The sequence below is a fragment of the Saccharothrix isguenensis genome (assembly GCF_052936305.1).
In genome coordinates this window covers 6,246,438-6,261,182 of the sequence record NZ_CP193626.1, presented here as the reverse complement: position 1 = coordinate 6,261,182, position 14,745 = coordinate 6,246,438, and the positions used below count along the sequence as shown (strand labels likewise).

General features: G+C 71.6%; 14 protein-coding genes. 6 read left to right on the top strand and 8 right to left on the bottom strand.

The features are described from left to right. Positions 1–64: 64 nt before the first annotated feature. Genes ACRAKI_RS27850 through ACRAKI_RS27840 form a run of 3 tightly spaced genes read right to left on the bottom strand, consistent with a single transcriptional unit; the run spans position 65 to position 4,321 of the window. Positions 65–472: a hypothetical protein gene (locus ACRAKI_RS27850; RefSeq protein WP_447003455.1), complete on the bottom strand. Its 408-nt coding sequence runs from the start codon at positions 470–472 to the stop codon at positions 65–67. 55 nt (positions 473–527) lie between these two features. Then, on the bottom strand, positions 528–1,454 hold the full coding sequence (locus tag ACRAKI_RS27845) for an ABC transporter permease (protein ID WP_447003454.1): 927 nt from the start codon (positions 1,452–1,454) through the stop codon (positions 528–530). After that, entirely contained in the window at positions 1,451–4,321 is a 2,871-nt protein-coding gene (locus ACRAKI_RS27840; RefSeq protein WP_447003453.1) for an alpha/beta fold hydrolase, read from the bottom strand. The genes ACRAKI_RS27845 and ACRAKI_RS27840 overlap by 4 nt, the downstream gene beginning before the upstream one ends. Positions 4,322–4,584: 263 nt before the next feature. Here ACRAKI_RS27840 and ACRAKI_RS27835 point away from each other — a divergent pair, with 263 nt between their 5' ends. The 5 genes from ACRAKI_RS27835 to ACRAKI_RS27815 all read left to right on the top strand — a co-directional run bounded on the left by ACRAKI_RS27835 (position 4,585) and on the right by ACRAKI_RS27815 (position 9,591). Then, complete coding sequence (locus ACRAKI_RS27835) at positions 4,585–5,595, top strand: TerC family protein (RefSeq protein ID WP_447003452.1); 1,011 nt, start codon at positions 4,585–4,587, stop codon at positions 5,593–5,595. Positions 5,596–5,648: 53 nt separating this feature from the next. Then, positions 5,649–7,559, top strand: a complete 1,911-nt coding sequence (locus ACRAKI_RS27830; protein ID WP_447003451.1) for a S9 family peptidase — start codon at positions 5,649–5,651, stop codon at positions 7,557–7,559. A 68-nt stretch (positions 7,560–7,627) separates the two neighbouring features. Further along, positions 7,628–8,311: a Crp/Fnr family transcriptional regulator gene (locus tag ACRAKI_RS27825; protein ID WP_447003450.1), complete on the top strand. Its 684-nt coding sequence runs from the start codon at positions 7,628–7,630 to the stop codon at positions 8,309–8,311. 101 nt (positions 8,312–8,412) lie between these two features. Continuing rightward, the gene (locus tag ACRAKI_RS27820; RefSeq protein WP_447003449.1) at positions 8,413–8,991 is read left to right on the top strand and encodes a hypothetical protein; all 579 of its coding nucleotides are present in this window, start codon (positions 8,413–8,415) and stop codon (positions 8,989–8,991) included. Positions 8,992–9,024: 33 nt separating this feature from the next. Continuing rightward, positions 9,025–9,591 carry an N-acetyltransferase family protein gene (locus ACRAKI_RS27815; protein ID WP_447003448.1) on the top strand — a complete coding sequence of 189 codons (567 nt, stop codon included), beginning with the start codon at positions 9,025–9,027 and terminating at the stop codon, positions 9,589–9,591. A gap of 21 nt (positions 9,592–9,612) precedes the next feature. Here the strand turns inward: ACRAKI_RS27815 and ACRAKI_RS27810 are convergent, their stop codons facing one another. Together ACRAKI_RS27810 and ACRAKI_RS27805 are read right to left on the bottom strand one after the other, a co-directional pair. Continuing rightward, a complete protein-coding gene (locus ACRAKI_RS27810; RefSeq protein WP_447003447.1) occupies positions 9,613–10,269 on the bottom strand; it encodes an RES family NAD+ phosphorylase in 657 nt (218 codons plus the stop codon). Between the two features lie 123 nt (positions 10,270–10,392). Further along, positions 10,393–10,977, bottom strand: a complete 585-nt coding sequence (locus ACRAKI_RS27805; protein ID WP_447003446.1) for a DNA-binding protein — start codon at positions 10,975–10,977, stop codon at positions 10,393–10,395. A 217-nt stretch (positions 10,978–11,194) separates the two neighbouring features. On the opposite strand from ACRAKI_RS27805, the gene ACRAKI_RS27800 reads away from it, so the two are divergent. Continuing rightward, positions 11,195–12,322, top strand: coding sequence for a glycosyltransferase 87 family protein (locus ACRAKI_RS27800; RefSeq protein ID WP_447003445.1), 1,128 nt, complete (start codon positions 11,195–11,197; stop codon positions 12,320–12,322). Here ACRAKI_RS27800 and ACRAKI_RS27795 read toward each other — a convergent pair. The 3 genes from ACRAKI_RS27795 to ACRAKI_RS27785 all read right to left on the bottom strand — a co-directional run bounded on the left by ACRAKI_RS27795 (position 12,306) and on the right by ACRAKI_RS27785 (position 14,640). Beyond that, positions 12,306–13,175, bottom strand: a complete 870-nt coding sequence (locus ACRAKI_RS27795) for a hypothetical protein (protein WP_447003444.1) — start codon at positions 13,173–13,175, stop codon at positions 12,306–12,308. The genes ACRAKI_RS27800 and ACRAKI_RS27795 overlap by 17 nt on opposite strands. Before the next feature lie 133 nt (positions 13,176–13,308). Beyond that, complete coding sequence (locus ACRAKI_RS27790; protein ID WP_447003443.1) at positions 13,309–13,656, bottom strand: toxin-antitoxin system YwqK family antitoxin; 348 nt, start codon at positions 13,654–13,656, stop codon at positions 13,309–13,311. Between the two features lie 609 nt (positions 13,657–14,265). Next, positions 14,266–14,640, bottom strand: a complete 375-nt coding sequence (locus tag ACRAKI_RS27785) for an FKBP-type peptidyl-prolyl cis-trans isomerase (RefSeq protein ID WP_033442899.1) — start codon at positions 14,638–14,640, stop codon at positions 14,266–14,268. Positions 14,641–14,745: the final 105 nt, after the last annotated feature.

Genomic DNA, 14,745 nt, shown 5'->3' with positions numbered 1-14,745 from the left:
CGGACATGGGGCCGGCCCTTGCGAGCACCCCGGCTCCGACCAGCCCAGGGCACCCGAACCCCCGTCAGATCGCGCCTTGTCGGGTCTGGTTCAGGGCTGTGCGGATCTTGGCCACCACCGCGTGTTCCGCTTGTCCCACCTGGCCGTCGGCTTCGGCCACTTCCTTGCAGATCGCCAGGACGGCGGTGGGGAATGCGGCGGCTTCCTCGGGGGACTTGGCGGCCAGGATCTCCACCGAGTGGCGCAGGGCTGCCAGCACGCCCTTCTCCACGTCGGCGGTGGAGCCGGCGGGCAGTTCGGGTGGGGCGGCGCCGAGGGCTCGGCGCAGAGGCGGGGAGAACGTCGCCATCGCGCGGATTCCCGCGTGGCTCTCCTCGTCCAGGGCGCCGGGCTCGGCGGTGGAGACCAGCACCATCGCGCCGAAGACCGCCGTGCGCAGGATCCGGCTTTCCTCGTCTGTGTAGACAGTCACGTGATCACCTTAAGAGGAACGGCGCACCGGGACGTCCCGGTGCGCCGTTCCCCCGTCAGCTGGTGATGTCCTTGCGGGCGAACTTGCGGGCTGCCAGCAGGGTGAAGAACGAGCCGAAGGCGAGGGCGGAGAACGTGCCCTTCGCCATCTGGGACCAGTCGACGTCGGACGACAGCAGGTCCGCCCACGCCAACGCGTAGTGCGTCGGCAGGTAGTCCCGCAGGCCCTCCAGCGCGGTGATCTGGTCGAGGATCTGCGACACGATCGACGCCAGGACCGCGCCGCCGACCGCGCCCAGTGGCGCGTCCGTGGACACCGAGAGGTACAGCGCCAGGCCCGCCACCCAGAACAGGTGGATCGAGATGTAGACGACGGCCAGCGCCACGCCGTAGACGCCCGCCCCGAAGGACGCGGCCTCACCGGTCGGGGAGACCGCTTCCCCTGCTCCGTACCAGATGACGCCGACGACCAAGGCCACCGCGGGCAGCAGCGCCAGGGCGAACACCGACATCAGGCCGGACGCCAGTGCCTTGCGCCGGAGCAGGCGGTGGCGGGGGATGGGTGCGGCCAGCAGGTACTTCAGTGATGACCACGACGCCTCGGAGGCGATCGTGTCGCCGAAGAACAGCGCCACGATCATCGGCAGCAGGAAGCTCCCGCTGACGAACAGGGTCAGGATCACGAAGTTCACGCCGCTGGCCGTGGCCAGGTCGACGAACCCGCCTGCCCGGCGGTTCGGTGACGCCTGTCCGAGTTCGAACGCCACCACCAGGATGAACGGCAGCAGTACCAGGAAACCCAGTACCAGCTGCGTCCGCCTGCGGCGCAGTTGGCGGACCAGCTCCACCCGGACGGGCAGCGTCCGGCTCGCCCGGTAGCCGACCTTCGAGCCGTCCGGGGCCACCGAGGAGTGCTCGGCCTTCGCCGCGTCCGTCAGATCGGAGATCGCGGCCGGGTCAGTGTGCACACCGTTCTCAGTCATTCCCCGACCAACTCCAAGAATGCGTCTTCCAGCCGCCGGCGGGGGCCGGCCTGGTCCACGGCGACACCTGCTGCCACCAGTGCCTGCAACGCCGACGCGCGGGGCATCCCGTTGAGGCTGGCGTGGACCTGTTCGCCGTCTACGTGCACGTCGTGCACACCGGAAAGGCTGCGCAGGACGGTGGCCGCTTCGTCCGGCCGGTCGACGCGGAAGCTCGCCTCGCCGCTGCTCGTGGCGATCTCCTCCACCAGGCCGGCTGCCACCAGCTTGCCCTTGTGCATCACGACGACGTGCGAGCACGTCTGCTCGACCTCGGCCAGCAGGTGCGACGACACCAGGACCGTCCGCCCTGCCGCCGCGTAACGGCGCAGCACCTCGCGCATCTGGTGGATCTGGGGCGGGTCGAGGCCGTTGGTCGGCTCGTCCAACACCAGCAGGTCCGGCAGGCCGAGCATGGCCTGGGCGATCGCCAACCGCTGCCTCATGCCCTGGCTGTACGTGCGCACCCGGCGGTTCACGGCGTTGCCGAGGCCCGCGATCTCCAGGGCCTCCTCGACGTGCGCCTGCTCGGGTGGACGTCCGGTCGCCGCCCAGTAGAGCCGCAGGTTCTCGGCTCCGGACAGGTGCGGCAGGAAGCCCGACCCCTCGACGAACGACCCGATCCGGGACAGCACCGGCGCGCCTGGGCTGACCCGGTGGCCGAACACCCTGATCCCGCCCTCGGTGGGTCGGATCAGGCCCATCAGCATGCGCAGCGTGGTGGTCTTGCCCGCGCCGTTCGGGCCGAGGAGCCCGAGCACTTGGCCGTGCTCCACCCGGAACGAGAGTTCCTTCACGGCGGTCAGCCCGCCGGGGTAGGACTTGGTCAGGTTCTCGATCACCAGCGGCACGGATTCGAGGTCCGGGTCGACGTCGGCGGTCAGCCGGCGGCGGAACCACGCCACCACGGCGGTGATCAGGCAGATCGCCAGGACGATCGCGATGCCCCACAGGGCTGCGGTCGGCACCTCGCTGGTCGCGTTCACGCCCGCGACCACCGGCACCGAGAGCATCGGTGAGGCCAGCGAGACGCGGTAGGCGGCGGGTTCCGTGGCGTTCGAGTACGCCATGTCGGTGGTCGACACGACCAGTTGCAGGCGGTGGTCCGCCTCGACCGGGCGCACCGCTCCGGGCAGCGTCACGGTGACCTCTGCGGGGCTGCCGTCCGGGGGCAGGGTCACCCTGATCGGCGCCACGGCCGAGCCGGGCAGGGTCCGCACGCCGCTGCCGTCCGCGTCGTACAGCTTCACGAACAGCACCGCGCCGTCGGCGGGGATGGGCTGGCCGGGCACGGCGGCGACGCGCAGCTTCACCGTGGACGCGCCGGTCAGCAGGGTCTGCGCGGTCTGCGGCTCGCTCTGGAACACCGCCGCCTGGCCCGGGAGGTCGAGCGACAGCCGCGAGGCGAGCGAACTGGAACGCGAGAGCGCCGAGCCGAGGCCGGGCAGGCTGGACACGGCGGCCGGGTTGCCGCCCGCCGGGTTCACCACGATCTGCTCGCGGCCCGAGAGTTCGACGTCCTTGCGCTCCGCGGCGCCCGTGCCGCCGAGGCCGGGGTAGCTCGGAGCGACGACGGTGCGCAGTGACGGCGACCCGCTGCTGCGGAACGCGCCCACGACCGTGTACTCGAACGCCGTGCCGGGGTCGGTGCCCTTGCCCTCCAGGTGGAACGCCATCCAGTCGGCGATCTGCCCGCGCAGTTCGGGGCCGGGGGAGCCGCCGTCGTGGCCGCCGGAGTACCAGACGACCTTGACCTTCGCGCCGTTCGCGGCGATCTGGCGGGCGTTGGCGTCGGACTGGTCGAGACCGAACAGGGTGTCCTGCTCGCCTTGGACCAGCAGGGTCGGCTGGGTGATCTCGTTGGTCACCGTCGACGGCGAGGCCCGACGCAGGATCTCCAGCGTCTGCGGTCCCGCCTTGCCGGTGGTCGCGACCTCGGTGTACGCCGCGCACACGTCGGCCTGGAACCGGCCGCAGGCGCCGTTCACCGGACCGGCCGGTCGGGGCTCGCCCTGCTGCACGGGCGGCGTGGTGGCCGCGGTGGCCGCGCCGTCCAGGCCACCGCCCGCGTCGTCGTCCTGACCGGGCTCGGAGGCCTCCTGGCCGGGGTTCGCGGTGTCGACGCCGGACAGGCCGGCGGAGAAGAAGATGCCCGCCCAGGACCGCTTGAACACGCCGTCGTCGGCGAACGCGCCGGCCGCCGGGGTGTCGGTGGTCACGTCGTCGGTGCTCGCCGAGTTCGGCAGCAGCGCCTGGCCCAGGTCGTTCCAGGTGATGACGGGCGCGATGGTGTCCACCCGCCGGTCGACGCCGGCCAGCGACAGCGCCAGCGCGCCGCCGTACGAGCCGCCGGTCACACCGACCTTGGGGTCGCCGCCACCGTCGGTCACCACCTCCTCCCGGGTGGCCAGCCAGTCGAGCAGCTTCTGCGCGTCGCGGACCTCGTGGTCCAGCGAGTTCAGCGCGATCTGCCCGCTGCTGCGGCCGAAGCCGCGGGCCGAGTACGCCAGCACGACGAACCCGCGCTGCGCGAGCTCGGTCGCCTGCGCGGCGACGCTCGCCTTGCTGCCGCCGAAGCCGTGCGGCAGCAGCACGGCGGGCGCGGGGGTGCGTTCGGGCAGGTAGAGGGTTGTGTCGATCTGCACGGTGCGGTCGCTGTCCGGACTTTCCGGCACGTCGATCACCGCTTCGCGGGTGCTCACCGGGACGGGGTCGTCTCCCTGTCGCGTCCAGACCACGAAGGCGCCCACCAGGGCGACCAACACGACGAGCGCGGGGAGCGACCACCTGCCGCGGAGGCGGTTGAGGGAGGCCACGGAGTTGACCATATGCGCGATTACCTGAGAACGGGCTGTCAGCCGAGCGTGGTGCCCTCAGGTCCCGGACGGGTGCGTCTGATCACCTCCGCTGGCGCGAACCCGCATTCATGCGTGAGACTGTGCTGAGCGTGGAGGGGAGTACTCCCTCGCGGCGGTGTCGTCAGCACGGAGCCTGGCGTGAGGTTCCCGGTGCCGCCGGTCGGTTCTTCGGAGCCGGCGGAGGAGACCTCCGGTCATTGGCGTGCGCGCGATGCACCGGAGGTAATTGTCTGATGTCCGTACCCGTGTGGCTGTGGTTTGCCACGATCGCCGGCCTGGTGGTCCTCCTGGCCATCGACCTCTTCATCGTCGACCGCAAACCGCACGAGGTCACCATCGGTGAAGCCGCCCGGTGGGTCACGTTCTACGTCGGGGTCGCGGTGCTGTTCGGCATCGGGATCTGGATCTGGTCCGGTGGTGTCTACGCGGGCGAGTTCTTCGCCGGGTACATCACCGAGTACTCGCTGAGCGTCGACAACCTCTTCATCTTCCTGATCATCATGACCACCTTCAAGGTGCCCGCGATCCACCAGCACAAGGTGCTGCTGATCGGCATCCTGATGGCCCTGGTCATGCGCGGCATCTTCATCGCCGTGGGCGCGGCGGTCATCGCGCAGTTCAGCTGGGTCTTCTACATCTTCGGCGTGTTCCTCATCTACACCGGCTACAAGCTGGCGCGGACGGACCACAACGCGGAGGAAGAGGAGTACAAGGAGAACGTCGCGCTGCGGCTCGTCCGCAAGGTGTACCCGGTGACCGACGGCTACCAGGGCGCCAAGTCGTTCGTGCGGATCAACGGCAAGCGGTTCGTCACGCCGATGTTCATCGTCATCGTCGCGATCGGCACCACGGACCTGCTGTTCGCGCTCGACTCCATCCCGGCGATCTTCGGCCTGACCAAGGAGCCGTTCCTGGTCTTCACCGCGAACGCCTTCGCCCTGATGGGTCTGCGGCAGCTGTACTTCCTGCTCGGCGGCCTGCTGAGCAAGCTGGTGTACCTGTCGATCGGCCTGTCGGTGATCCTGGGCTTCATCGGCGTCAAGCTGATCCTGGAAGCGCTGCACACCAACTCGCTGGGCTTCCTCAACGGCGGCGAGCCGCTGCACGTGCCGACCATCGGCATCGAGTTGTCGCTGACGGTGATCGTGGGCGTGCTGGCCATCACCACCATCGCGAGCCTGGTCAAGGTGAAGCGGGACGCCGCCGAGGCGCTGGAGCAGGCGTCCAGGAGTGACCATCTGTGAGCGTCAAATTCTCGTGAGCCTTGCTAAGAATCGGTGCGGTAGCGTGCTGAGGCGTGCGCCCCGATGACTTGCAATCGCTGACCCTGCCCGGCTCCGTGTCGGTGCGCGGTGACCTCGTCCTGGTGGACGTGACCACCCCGGACGTCACCGCGAACGCCTATCGGGGCGGGCTGCACCGCGTCGCCCTGGACGGCGGCGGGGCGCGTCGCTGGACGTGGGCGGAACGCGATCTGGCCCCCCGGATCTCACCGGACGGGTGCTGGGTCGCGTTCCTGCGCGTCACGGCCCGTGGCAAGCCGCCGCAGGTGCACGTGATGCCCGCGGACGGCGGCGAGGCGCGCCGGGTCACCGACCTGGAGCTGGGCGCGGGCGTGCCGGTGTGGGCGCCGGACTCGCGGCGCATCGCGTTCACCTCCCGGGTGCCGGAGCCCGGCCGCTACGGCGCGCCGCTCGCCGAGGGCGAGGAGGCCCCGACGCCGGACGCCGAGGCGCCGCGCCACATCACCCGGCTGGACTACCGGCTGGACGACGTCGGCTTCACCGCCGACCGGCGCTCCCGGCTGTTCACCGTGGACGCGCTGGACCCGGACGCCGAGCCGGTGGAGCTGACCGACGGCTCGTTCTCCGCGTCGGAGCCGGCCTGGACCGCGGACGGCGGGTCCGTGCTGTTCCTGGCCGAACGCGACCTGGGCGTGGCCGAGGCGTTCGCCAACGACGTCTACCGGGTGCCCGCGTCCGGTGGCGCGCCGGAGCTGGTCGTGCGGACCGCGGGCTGGGCCACGTGCCCGGTCGCGCTGCCCGACGGCGGCCTGCTGTTCTACTCGCCCGAGCACGGGCCGGTCTCGGCGTCGGTCGCGCGCAACACGAGCCTGTGGCGGTTCGACGGCGAGCGCGTCACCCGGCTCACCGACCTGGAGACGGTGGACTGCGAGAAGGCCGCCGGTCGGCCGGTGGTGACCGACGCCGGCGTGTTCGTGGCGGTCCGGAACCGGGGCGCGGTCGAGCTGCGCCGCGTGCCGCTGGACGCCGACAACGCCGTGCTGTCCGACCTCGACGTGGTGGCCGGTGAACGGGCCGAGGTGAAGTCGTTCGCCGCGGACGGCGACCGGGTCGTGGCCGTGGTGTCCACGCCGGACAACACCGGCGAGGTCGTGCTCGTGGGCGGCGGCGCGCTGACCGACTTCGGCTCGACGGTGCCGCTGCGCCCGGCCAGGGAGCTGACCGGGACCGCGCCGGACGGCTACCCGGTGCACGGCTGGGTCGTGCTGCCCGAGGGCGAAGGGCCGCACCCGGTGCTGCTGGCCGTGCACGGCGGTCCGTTCATGTACCACGGCTGGGGCTTCTTCGACGAGGCCCAGGTGTACGCCGCGGCCGGGTACGCGGTCGTGCTGCCGAACCCGCGCGGTTCCGCCGGGTACGGCCAGACCCACGGCCAGTCCGTGATCGGCGCTTTCGGCACGGTCGACGTGGACGACGTCCTCGCCGTGCTGGACGTCGCGCTGGAGGACCCGGCCCTCGACGGCGACCGCGTGGGCGTGATGGGCGGTTCGTACGGCGGGTTCATGACCTCGTGGCTGGCCGCGCACCACGGCGAGCGGTTCCGCGCCGCGTGGAGCGAGCGCGCCGTCAACGCGTGGGACTCGTTCGCCGGGTCGTCCGACATCGGCTGGTTCTTCGCCGACGCCTACTGCGGGCCGAGCCTGGAGACGCAGCGCGCGATGAGCCCGCTGACGTACGCCGAGAAGATCACCATGCCGTTCATGGTGGTGCACTCCGAGCACGACTGGCGCTGCCCGCTCGAACAGGCCCAGCGGATGTTCGTCGCCCTGCGCCGCAACGGCGTCGAGGCGGAGATGCTGGTGTTCCCCGGCGAGGGCCACGAGCTGACCCGCTCCGGCAAGCCGCGCCACCGCGAGCAGCGGTTCGACGCGGTGCTGGCGTGGTGGCGTCGTCACTTGGCCTGAAATACGGCAAATGCCGGGATCGGCGGCCTCCGCGGGCGGCACACTGGGTGCTCGCGGAGGGAGGCACGATGGCGATCCCGTCGAACTGGCCCGCGGGCACCTACCTGGACACGCTCGATCCGGCCGCCCGGACCGCACTGCTGGGCCTCGGCGCGCGGAAGGTGTTCCGGCGCGGTGACGTGATCATGCGCGAGGCCGAGCGGTCCGACCACGTGGTCGTGCTGGTGCAGGCGCTCGTCAAGGTGACCGAGACGCTGGACAACGGGCGGGTCGCGCTGCTCAACATCAAGGTCGGCGGCGACGTCGTCGGCGAGATGGCGTTCCTGAGCGGCGAACCGCGCTCGGCGACCGTGACCGCGTGCGTGGACACCGGGGCCCGGGTGGTGACGGCGGCGCAGTTCCAGCGCTTCCTCGGCGAGCACCCCGAGGCGAACCTCGCCCTCACCCGGATGATCATGAAGACGCTGCGCTGGAACCAGCAGCGCCGGGTCGACGTCAACGGCTACTCGGCGGTGGTGCGGCTGGCGCGCGTGCTGAACCACCTGGCCGACGCCTACGGCAGCGCCGGCCCGGACGGCGTCACGCTGAAGCTGGGCCTGACCCAGGGCGAACTGGGGTCGCTGATCGGCGTGGAGGAGGACACCGCGCGGCGCGAACTGCGCGTGCTGCGGGACCGGGGCGTCATCAGCATGGGGTACCGGGCGATCACGATCGTGGACCGGGACGTGCTGGCCAGGGTTGCCTGCGCCTGACCGCCGGAAAAGGGGAAACCCGATCGGAAACGGGAAACCCGGCGTTCGCCCTACTTCCGGACGCCGGACGGCCGGATGCTGTGGCGGTGACAACCGACACCATGACACCGCTCGACGGACTGGTCTACCGCCTCGTGGTGGCCGTGGACGTCGAGGGGTACAGCAAGCTCGACGCGCTGGACCAGTCCCTGGTGCAGTCGAGGCTGGGCGAGGTCATGGACCTCGCCGCCCACCACGCCGGACTGGACCGATCCCACTGGTACCGGCAGCTCCGCGGTGACGGCGAGCTGGCGGTGCTGCCGGCCGACGCCGACACCGCGTGGGTGATCGCCCACTTCACCGAGCGGTTGGCCGACGCGCTCGCCGAACTGCGCCGCGCCGGCACCCCGCTGCGGATGCGGGTCGCGATGCACTGCGGCACGCTCACCGCGGGCCGGTTCGGCCTGGTCGGCGACGCGCCGATCGTCACCAGCCGGCTCCTGGACGCCAAGGTCGTGCGCCGGGAGCTCGCGGTGGCCGACGGCGACCTGGTGCTGATCATCTCGGAGCGCCTGTTCGACGACGTGGTCCGCACCCGCTTCCACGACCTCGACCCGAACCGGTTCCGGGCGACCCGCTTCCGGGTGAAGGGCACCTCCTACGCGGGGTACGTGTGCCCCGGCCCGCCGCGGCGGGGCTAGCGGACGGTGCGGTGCTTGCGGCACGCTTCCCCGATGCAGTGGACCGTGCGGGCCGGACAGCCCGACGACGCGCCCGAGATCGCCAGGATCAACGTCGACGCCTGGCAGCACTCGTACCGGGGGATAGTGGACGACCCGGTGCTGGACCGGATGCTGCCCGAGAGCAGGCTCCCGGCGTGGGCGCGGGTGCTGCGGCTGCCGGACCCCAGCCGGGTGTTCGTCGCGGTCGAGCCGGGCACCGGGAAGATCGGCGCCTACTGCGCCGTCGACTCGGTGCGCGAGTCCAAGGACGCCCACCCCGACCTGCACACGGGTGAGCTGGTGGCGATCTACGCCGACCCCCGCTACCACGGCCGGGGCGCGGGCCACGTGGTGCACGAGGCCGCGGTCCGCCACTTGGTGGAGCAGGGGTTCCGGTACGCGGTCCTGTGGGTGTTCCAGGACAACGCCAAGAGCCGGGCGTTCTACGAGTCCCACGGCTGGCGGCACGACGGGCTGGTGCACCGCTACGAGCTGGGCGACCAGAACCTGCCCGAGGTCAGGTACGGCCGGTTCCTGCCGGCGCCCCGCAAGCGCGGCAGGCAGACGACGAAGGTCTGAGCGGCCCCGTGCCGCGGCCGTTCAGCCGAGCAGCGTGTAGTTCAGCTCTTCGCACACCCGCGCCAGCGGCAGGTCGAGGCCGGGGTGCTCCAGCGGCAGCAGCACGTCCGGCGAGACGGGCAGCCCGGAGCCGCCGGGCGGGTCCCACAGGCACACGGCGGGCGCGCCGGAGTCCATCGACGACCGGTACCAGAGCCCGTCCAACTCGGGGTAGGCCGCCCGGATGGCCCGCGCCCACTGCTGCGTCACGGCCTTCGGCCCGGTGCTGATCTCCTGCGAGGCGCCGACCCTGGTCGGCCACAGCCCGGCCAGGTCCAGCAGCCGCAGGGTCCGCCGAGGTCGCAGCACCACCAGGAACGGGCTGCGGGTCCGCCGGTCCACCACGGACGTCGCCTGGTACACCTCGGCGACCGACGTCCGCACGGTCAGCCCGAAGTACAGCACCCCCTGGTCGTGGGCGTGCGTGGGCGACCCGTCGGGGCCGGGCGGCTGGGTGTCGAACCGGGCGTGCGGCAGCGGGCCGGTGTACCGGAAGCTGTTCCACCGCTGCGGGTGCAGACCCTTCGCGGCGAAGACGCGCACCAACCGGGTCGCCCGGTGCACCGCCACGACGTCCTCGGTGCGGCGCAGGTTCGCCTGGAGCACAGCGGGAGCGGGCGGCAGGGGAAGCCGTGACATTCGCGTCCAAGGTTCTCGGCGACAGGATCATCGACGGCGAGGCCGTCGACGGCAGCTCTCGTTGCCGACGGCGTCGTCGTCGGTAGGGGTTCGTCGCGGGTTCGTCGGCAGCCGGGCGCCGCGTCAGGCTGGTGTGCCGAGCTGCGCGGCCAGCGTCGTCACCCGGCGCGGATCACCGCCCGCCAGCAGCCACTCGCGCGGCGTCGTCGGCTTGCCGTCCACCAACAGGTCCTCCTGCTCGGTCGTCATGAACCCGGCCACCACCAGCGCGGGCTGGTCCGCGGGCACGGCGGCCAGCACGGCCTCCAGCCCCGGCAGCACGCCACCGCCGGCGAACTGCCAGGCGGGCAGCCGCCAGCTGCCCCGGTCCTTCCAACCGACCAGGCGGCCGACGCCGAGCCGGTGCCGGACGCGGCTGGTGTCCACACCCAGCTGCCGGGCGGCCTCGGCCACGGTCAGGGCCGAGTCCCGCAGCACGGCGTGCGCCACCACGGTCCGCGCGCGCCCCTGGTCGTCGGTGACGAGGTGCGGGCTCAGGTCCAGGCCCACCTCGACCAGCGCGTCGCGCTGGTCCGGTGGGAAGTAGCTCGCGGGATCGGGGTGTGGCGGCGCCAGCTTCTTCGCCGCGTCGGCCACCAGCGACAGGAACTCATCGGGGGTGACCTGCAGGCCTGCTTTGGCCAACACCGCCTCCAGCGCGGGACTCATGCGCACAGGGTATCCCGTGCGTGCGCTTTTGTGCGCTGAGGTAACCCGATCGTCGGAAGTGCTCGACTGTGTGCGCACACATCGCCACCCTACGTAAACGAACGAGGTGGGGCACGGTGATGTCGACCTCACTCCGCGCATCGGCGCACGGTGTCCGAGGTGGCCCCGGCCGCCGGCTACGATGCCTCGGAAGACAAATCGGGGGTGTTCGGTGGCGGTGCCGGTTCGCACGGACAAACGGGTCGTCGGCGTGTGGGTCGCCGTGATGGCCGTCGCGCTCGCCGTGGTCCTCATCCGGTCGGGCACCGGCCTGATCGACCTGCGGGTCTACCGCGTGGGCGGCCAGGCGTGGCTGGAAGGCGTGCGCCTGTACGCCGAGGGCTTCCCGAAACCGCTGGACGGGCCCGCGCTGCCCTTCACCTACCCGCCGATCGCCGCCACCCTGTTCTCGCTGCTCGCCGTCGTGCCGTGGTCGGCGGCCGTGCTGGTGTGGACCGGTGTCGGCCTCGCGCTGCTCACCGTGGTCTGCCTGACCACCGCGCGGCACGTGCACGGCCTCGGTGAGCGCGCCGTGCTCGTCGGCCTGGGCGTGGCCGCCGGGTCGCTGGTGCTGGAACCGGTCCGGGAGACGCTGGACTTCGGCCAGATCAACCTGCTGCTGATGGGCCTGGTCGCGCTCGACTGCCTGCTGCCGAAGACGAAGTGGCCGCGCGGTCTGCTGATCGGCCTGGCCGCCGCGATCAAGCTCACGCCCGCGATCTTCGTGCTGTTCTTCCTGCCCCGCCGCCAGTGGAAGCCCGTGGTGACGGCGTTCGCGTCGTTCGTCGGGTTCGGGCTGGCCGGTCTCGTCGCCGCGCCGACCGACACCAAGCAGTACTGGTTCGACGCGCTGCTCGACCCCGGCCGGGTGGGTGGACTCGCGTACGTCGGCAACCAGTCGCTGCGCGGACTGGTGCACCGGCTCGGCCTCACCGGTCTCGCGGAGACCGCCGTGTGGGGGCTGCTCAGCCTCGGTGCGGTGGTCCTGGTGTGGATCGCCGTCGCGCGCGCCAAGGACGACCACGTGGCGGCCCTGCTCGCGGTCGCCGTCGGCGGGCTGCTCGTGTCGCCCGTGTCGTGGTCGCACCACTGGGTGTGGATCGCGCCCGGCCTGATCTACCTGGCGTACCGGTCGAAGCTGTGGACCGGGCTGCTCGCGCTGCTGTTCCTGGTCGCGCCGATGTGGTTCCTGCCGCACGAGGAGGACCTGGAACTCCAGTGGACGTGGTGGCAGCACCTCGTCGGCAACGCCTACGTGTGGGTCGGCGTCGCCGTGCTGGTGCTGCTGGTCAAGCCCCGCCGGTGATCACCGCGACCGCGCGCTCGCGGGTCGCCTCGTCCACCTCGCCGAGCCGGAAACCGCGGGCCACGATGTGCTCCACCAGGTCGGGCTCCGGAGGGAGGCCGTGCTTGCGCAGGTAGTGCGGCACGGCGCCGGCCCAGATCCAGGTGCCGTCGGTGCGGAAGTTCAGCGGCACGTCCCGCTCGGCCGGGACGAACTCGTCCACGTCCGGGTCCCGTGCGGCCAGCACGACCGGCGCGCCCTCCAGGTAGGCGAGCAGCGCGTCGCCGAGTTGGCGGTCGATCGCCTGCCGGTTGACCACCGGGCGGCCTTCCTCGTCCCGGCCGTCGTAGACGTGCGCGGTGCGCAGCTCGCCGTCCTGCACGACGGGTGCGGCGGGCTGTTGTTCCGGCTCCGGTTCGACGGGTGCCGGGAGCGGCGGCAGACCCAGTCGCCGGCGCAGCCACTCCGGGATGCGCTCGTCCTGGCGGGGGAACGTGCGCAGCTCGTCCTGGAAGCCGATCAGCGGCGGTGGGTTGCGCCAGCGCGGCTCGTCCTCGGCGTTGAAGTCGACCGCGAACGCCGCCGGCGCCTCGATCTCGTACACCGCGCTCAGCCACGTGCCCCGGACCGGCTCGTACATCCCGGCGCGGAGCTGTCCGAACAGCTGCACCACGTCCATCGGCGGGCGGACCTGCCGCCACTGGCCGTCCGGACCGGCGAACGCCAGGTCCACCTCGATGTGCCGACCCGCCGCCCGGTACTCCGCCCGGATCCGCTGCCACCCCGGTGGGAGGGCGGGGAGCATGGCGCGGCCGATCTGCTTGACGAGCTGGTTCTGCTCCTGCTCGGTCAGCGGTGTGGCTGGCTGGCTCATGCGTCGAACACCCCTTTGGCTCCCCCCGACACGGTGTCGCTGATCTTAACGGCCAGGACACGGACGCGTGGTCGGGATGGGAGACCGCTGGTCAGGCCCGCGCCGACCGTGACCGGTCGCTGCTCGACGGGGTTCAGCTGAGCTTCTGGTCCTGGACGAGGTTGCCCTGCGCGCCCCACCGCTTGACGTGCAGCGGCCAGCCGTTGTCGTTGAACGTCCGGTGCATGGCCGACTGCCCGTCGGGGTGCCACCGGTACCAGTCGCCGACGGCCTTGCCCATCTTCGAGATGCCCTGGACCTTCTTCTGGCCGCCGGGGCACCACTGCTCCTGCACGCCGTGCTTCACGCCGTCGTAGTAGTTCGCCGGCTCCAGCAGGTTGCCGGCCTCGTCCCTGGACTCCAGCTCACCGGTGAACAACTCGTCCTCGTGGAAGACGCGCTGGGTCTCGTCGACGTAGGTGTCGTTCTGGTCGATTCGCATTCGTCATTGCGTTGCTGGGGGGATGAGACTGCCTCGGGACCGGTAGTCGAAAGGCGCGAATTGCGGGACCCGGGTCACCGAGGTTGCCGACCTGCTCCTTCTTGCGGAACTGGTCCTGGAGGTGCCGGGGGTCGAAGCGCATGTCCTCCGGCGCCTGCCGGCTCCACGGCGACGGGTCGGAGTCCGCGCCGTGCTGCCTGCGCCACTCGATCTCGTGGTCGCGCTGACGGGCCCACAGCAGTTCGTTGACGGCCTTCACCTCGGCGTGCCGCAGGCGAACGTCCTGGTGCACCTGGCCTTGGAGGACCCAGTCCTCGTTGATGACCTGGTTGTCCTCGTCCCTCAGCGCCCTGCCGTCCGGGCCGAGGACCGGGGCTTGGTGCCGCTCCACCTCGTTCTTCATGACGGGGTGCTGCCACTGGTCCATGTCGCGGAAGTTCTCGCGCAGGAGCGGGTGCGGGTTGGCCGGGGGCGATGACGTCGAAGTCCTGGCCGTTGACGCCTTCCGTGATCAACCCGGTGCGCCGGTCGATCGCCACCGCGCCGAACGGGCCGTTGTCGCGGTTTGTCGGGCCGCCACCCGCACGGGCGGCGGCCGTCCGGGGACTCCTAGTTCACGCCGAGCAGGTCCACCACGAAGATCAGCGTCTCGCCGGGCTTGATCACGCCGCCCGCGCCCCGGTCGCCGTACCCCAGGTGGGCCGGGATGACGAGCTTGCGCCGGCCGCCGACCTTCATGCCCGCGACACCGCGGTCCCAGCCGGCGATGACGCGCCCGGCGCCCAGCGGGAAGCTGAACGCCTCGCCGCGGTCCCAGGAGGCGTCGAACTGCTCGCCGGTCGAGTGCGACACACCGACGTAGTGCACGTTCACGAGCTGACCGGGCGCCGCCTCGGTGCCCTCGCCGACGGTGATGTCCTCGATCACCAGGTCGGCGGGCGGGGCGCCCTCGTACGGCTCGACCACGGGCTTGCTCGGGGCCATATGTCTCTCCTGTGTCGCTCCGCCCCCGGGACGGGGGCGTTGGGCAAGGTCCTGGCCTACTCAATCACGTCACGATTCCCGCGGCCGACCGGCCCGCGCCCCCGC

Coding starts and splice junctions, on each gene's coding strand:
- ACRAKI_RS27845 (WP_447003454.1), bottom strand. CDS start 1,454: ATGACTGAGAACGGTGTGCACACTGACCCGGCCGCGATCTCCGATCTG.
- ACRAKI_RS27840 (WP_447003453.1), bottom strand. CDS start 4,321: ATGGTCAACTCCGTGGCCTCCCTCAACCGCCTCCGCGGCAGGTGGTCG.
- ACRAKI_RS27835 (WP_447003452.1), top strand. CDS start 4,585: ATGTCCGTACCCGTGTGGCTGTGGTTTGCCACGATCGCCGGCCTGGTG.
- ACRAKI_RS27825 (WP_447003450.1), top strand. CDS start 7,628: ATGGCGATCCCGTCGAACTGGCCCGCGGGCACCTACCTGGACACGCTC.
- ACRAKI_RS27820 (WP_447003449.1), top strand. CDS start 8,413: ATGACACCGCTCGACGGACTGGTCTACCGCCTCGTGGTGGCCGTGGAC.
- ACRAKI_RS27815 (WP_447003448.1), top strand. CDS start 9,025: ATGCAGTGGACCGTGCGGGCCGGACAGCCCGACGACGCGCCCGAGATC.
- ACRAKI_RS27810 (WP_447003447.1), bottom strand. CDS start 10,269: ATGTCACGGCTTCCCCTGCCGCCCGCTCCCGCTGTGCTCCAGGCGAAC.
- ACRAKI_RS27805 (WP_447003446.1), bottom strand. CDS start 10,977: ATGAGTCCCGCGCTGGAGGCGGTGTTGGCCAAAGCAGGCCTGCAGGTC.
- ACRAKI_RS27795 (WP_447003444.1), bottom strand. CDS start 13,175: ATGAGCCAGCCAGCCACACCGCTGACCGAGCAGGAGCAGAACCAGCTC.
- ACRAKI_RS27790 (WP_447003443.1), bottom strand. CDS start 13,656: ATGCGAATCGACCAGAACGACACCTACGTCGACGAGACCCAGCGCGTC.
- ACRAKI_RS27785 (WP_033442899.1), bottom strand. CDS start 14,640: ATGGCCCCGAGCAAGCCCGTGGTCGAGCCGTACGAGGGCGCCCCGCCC.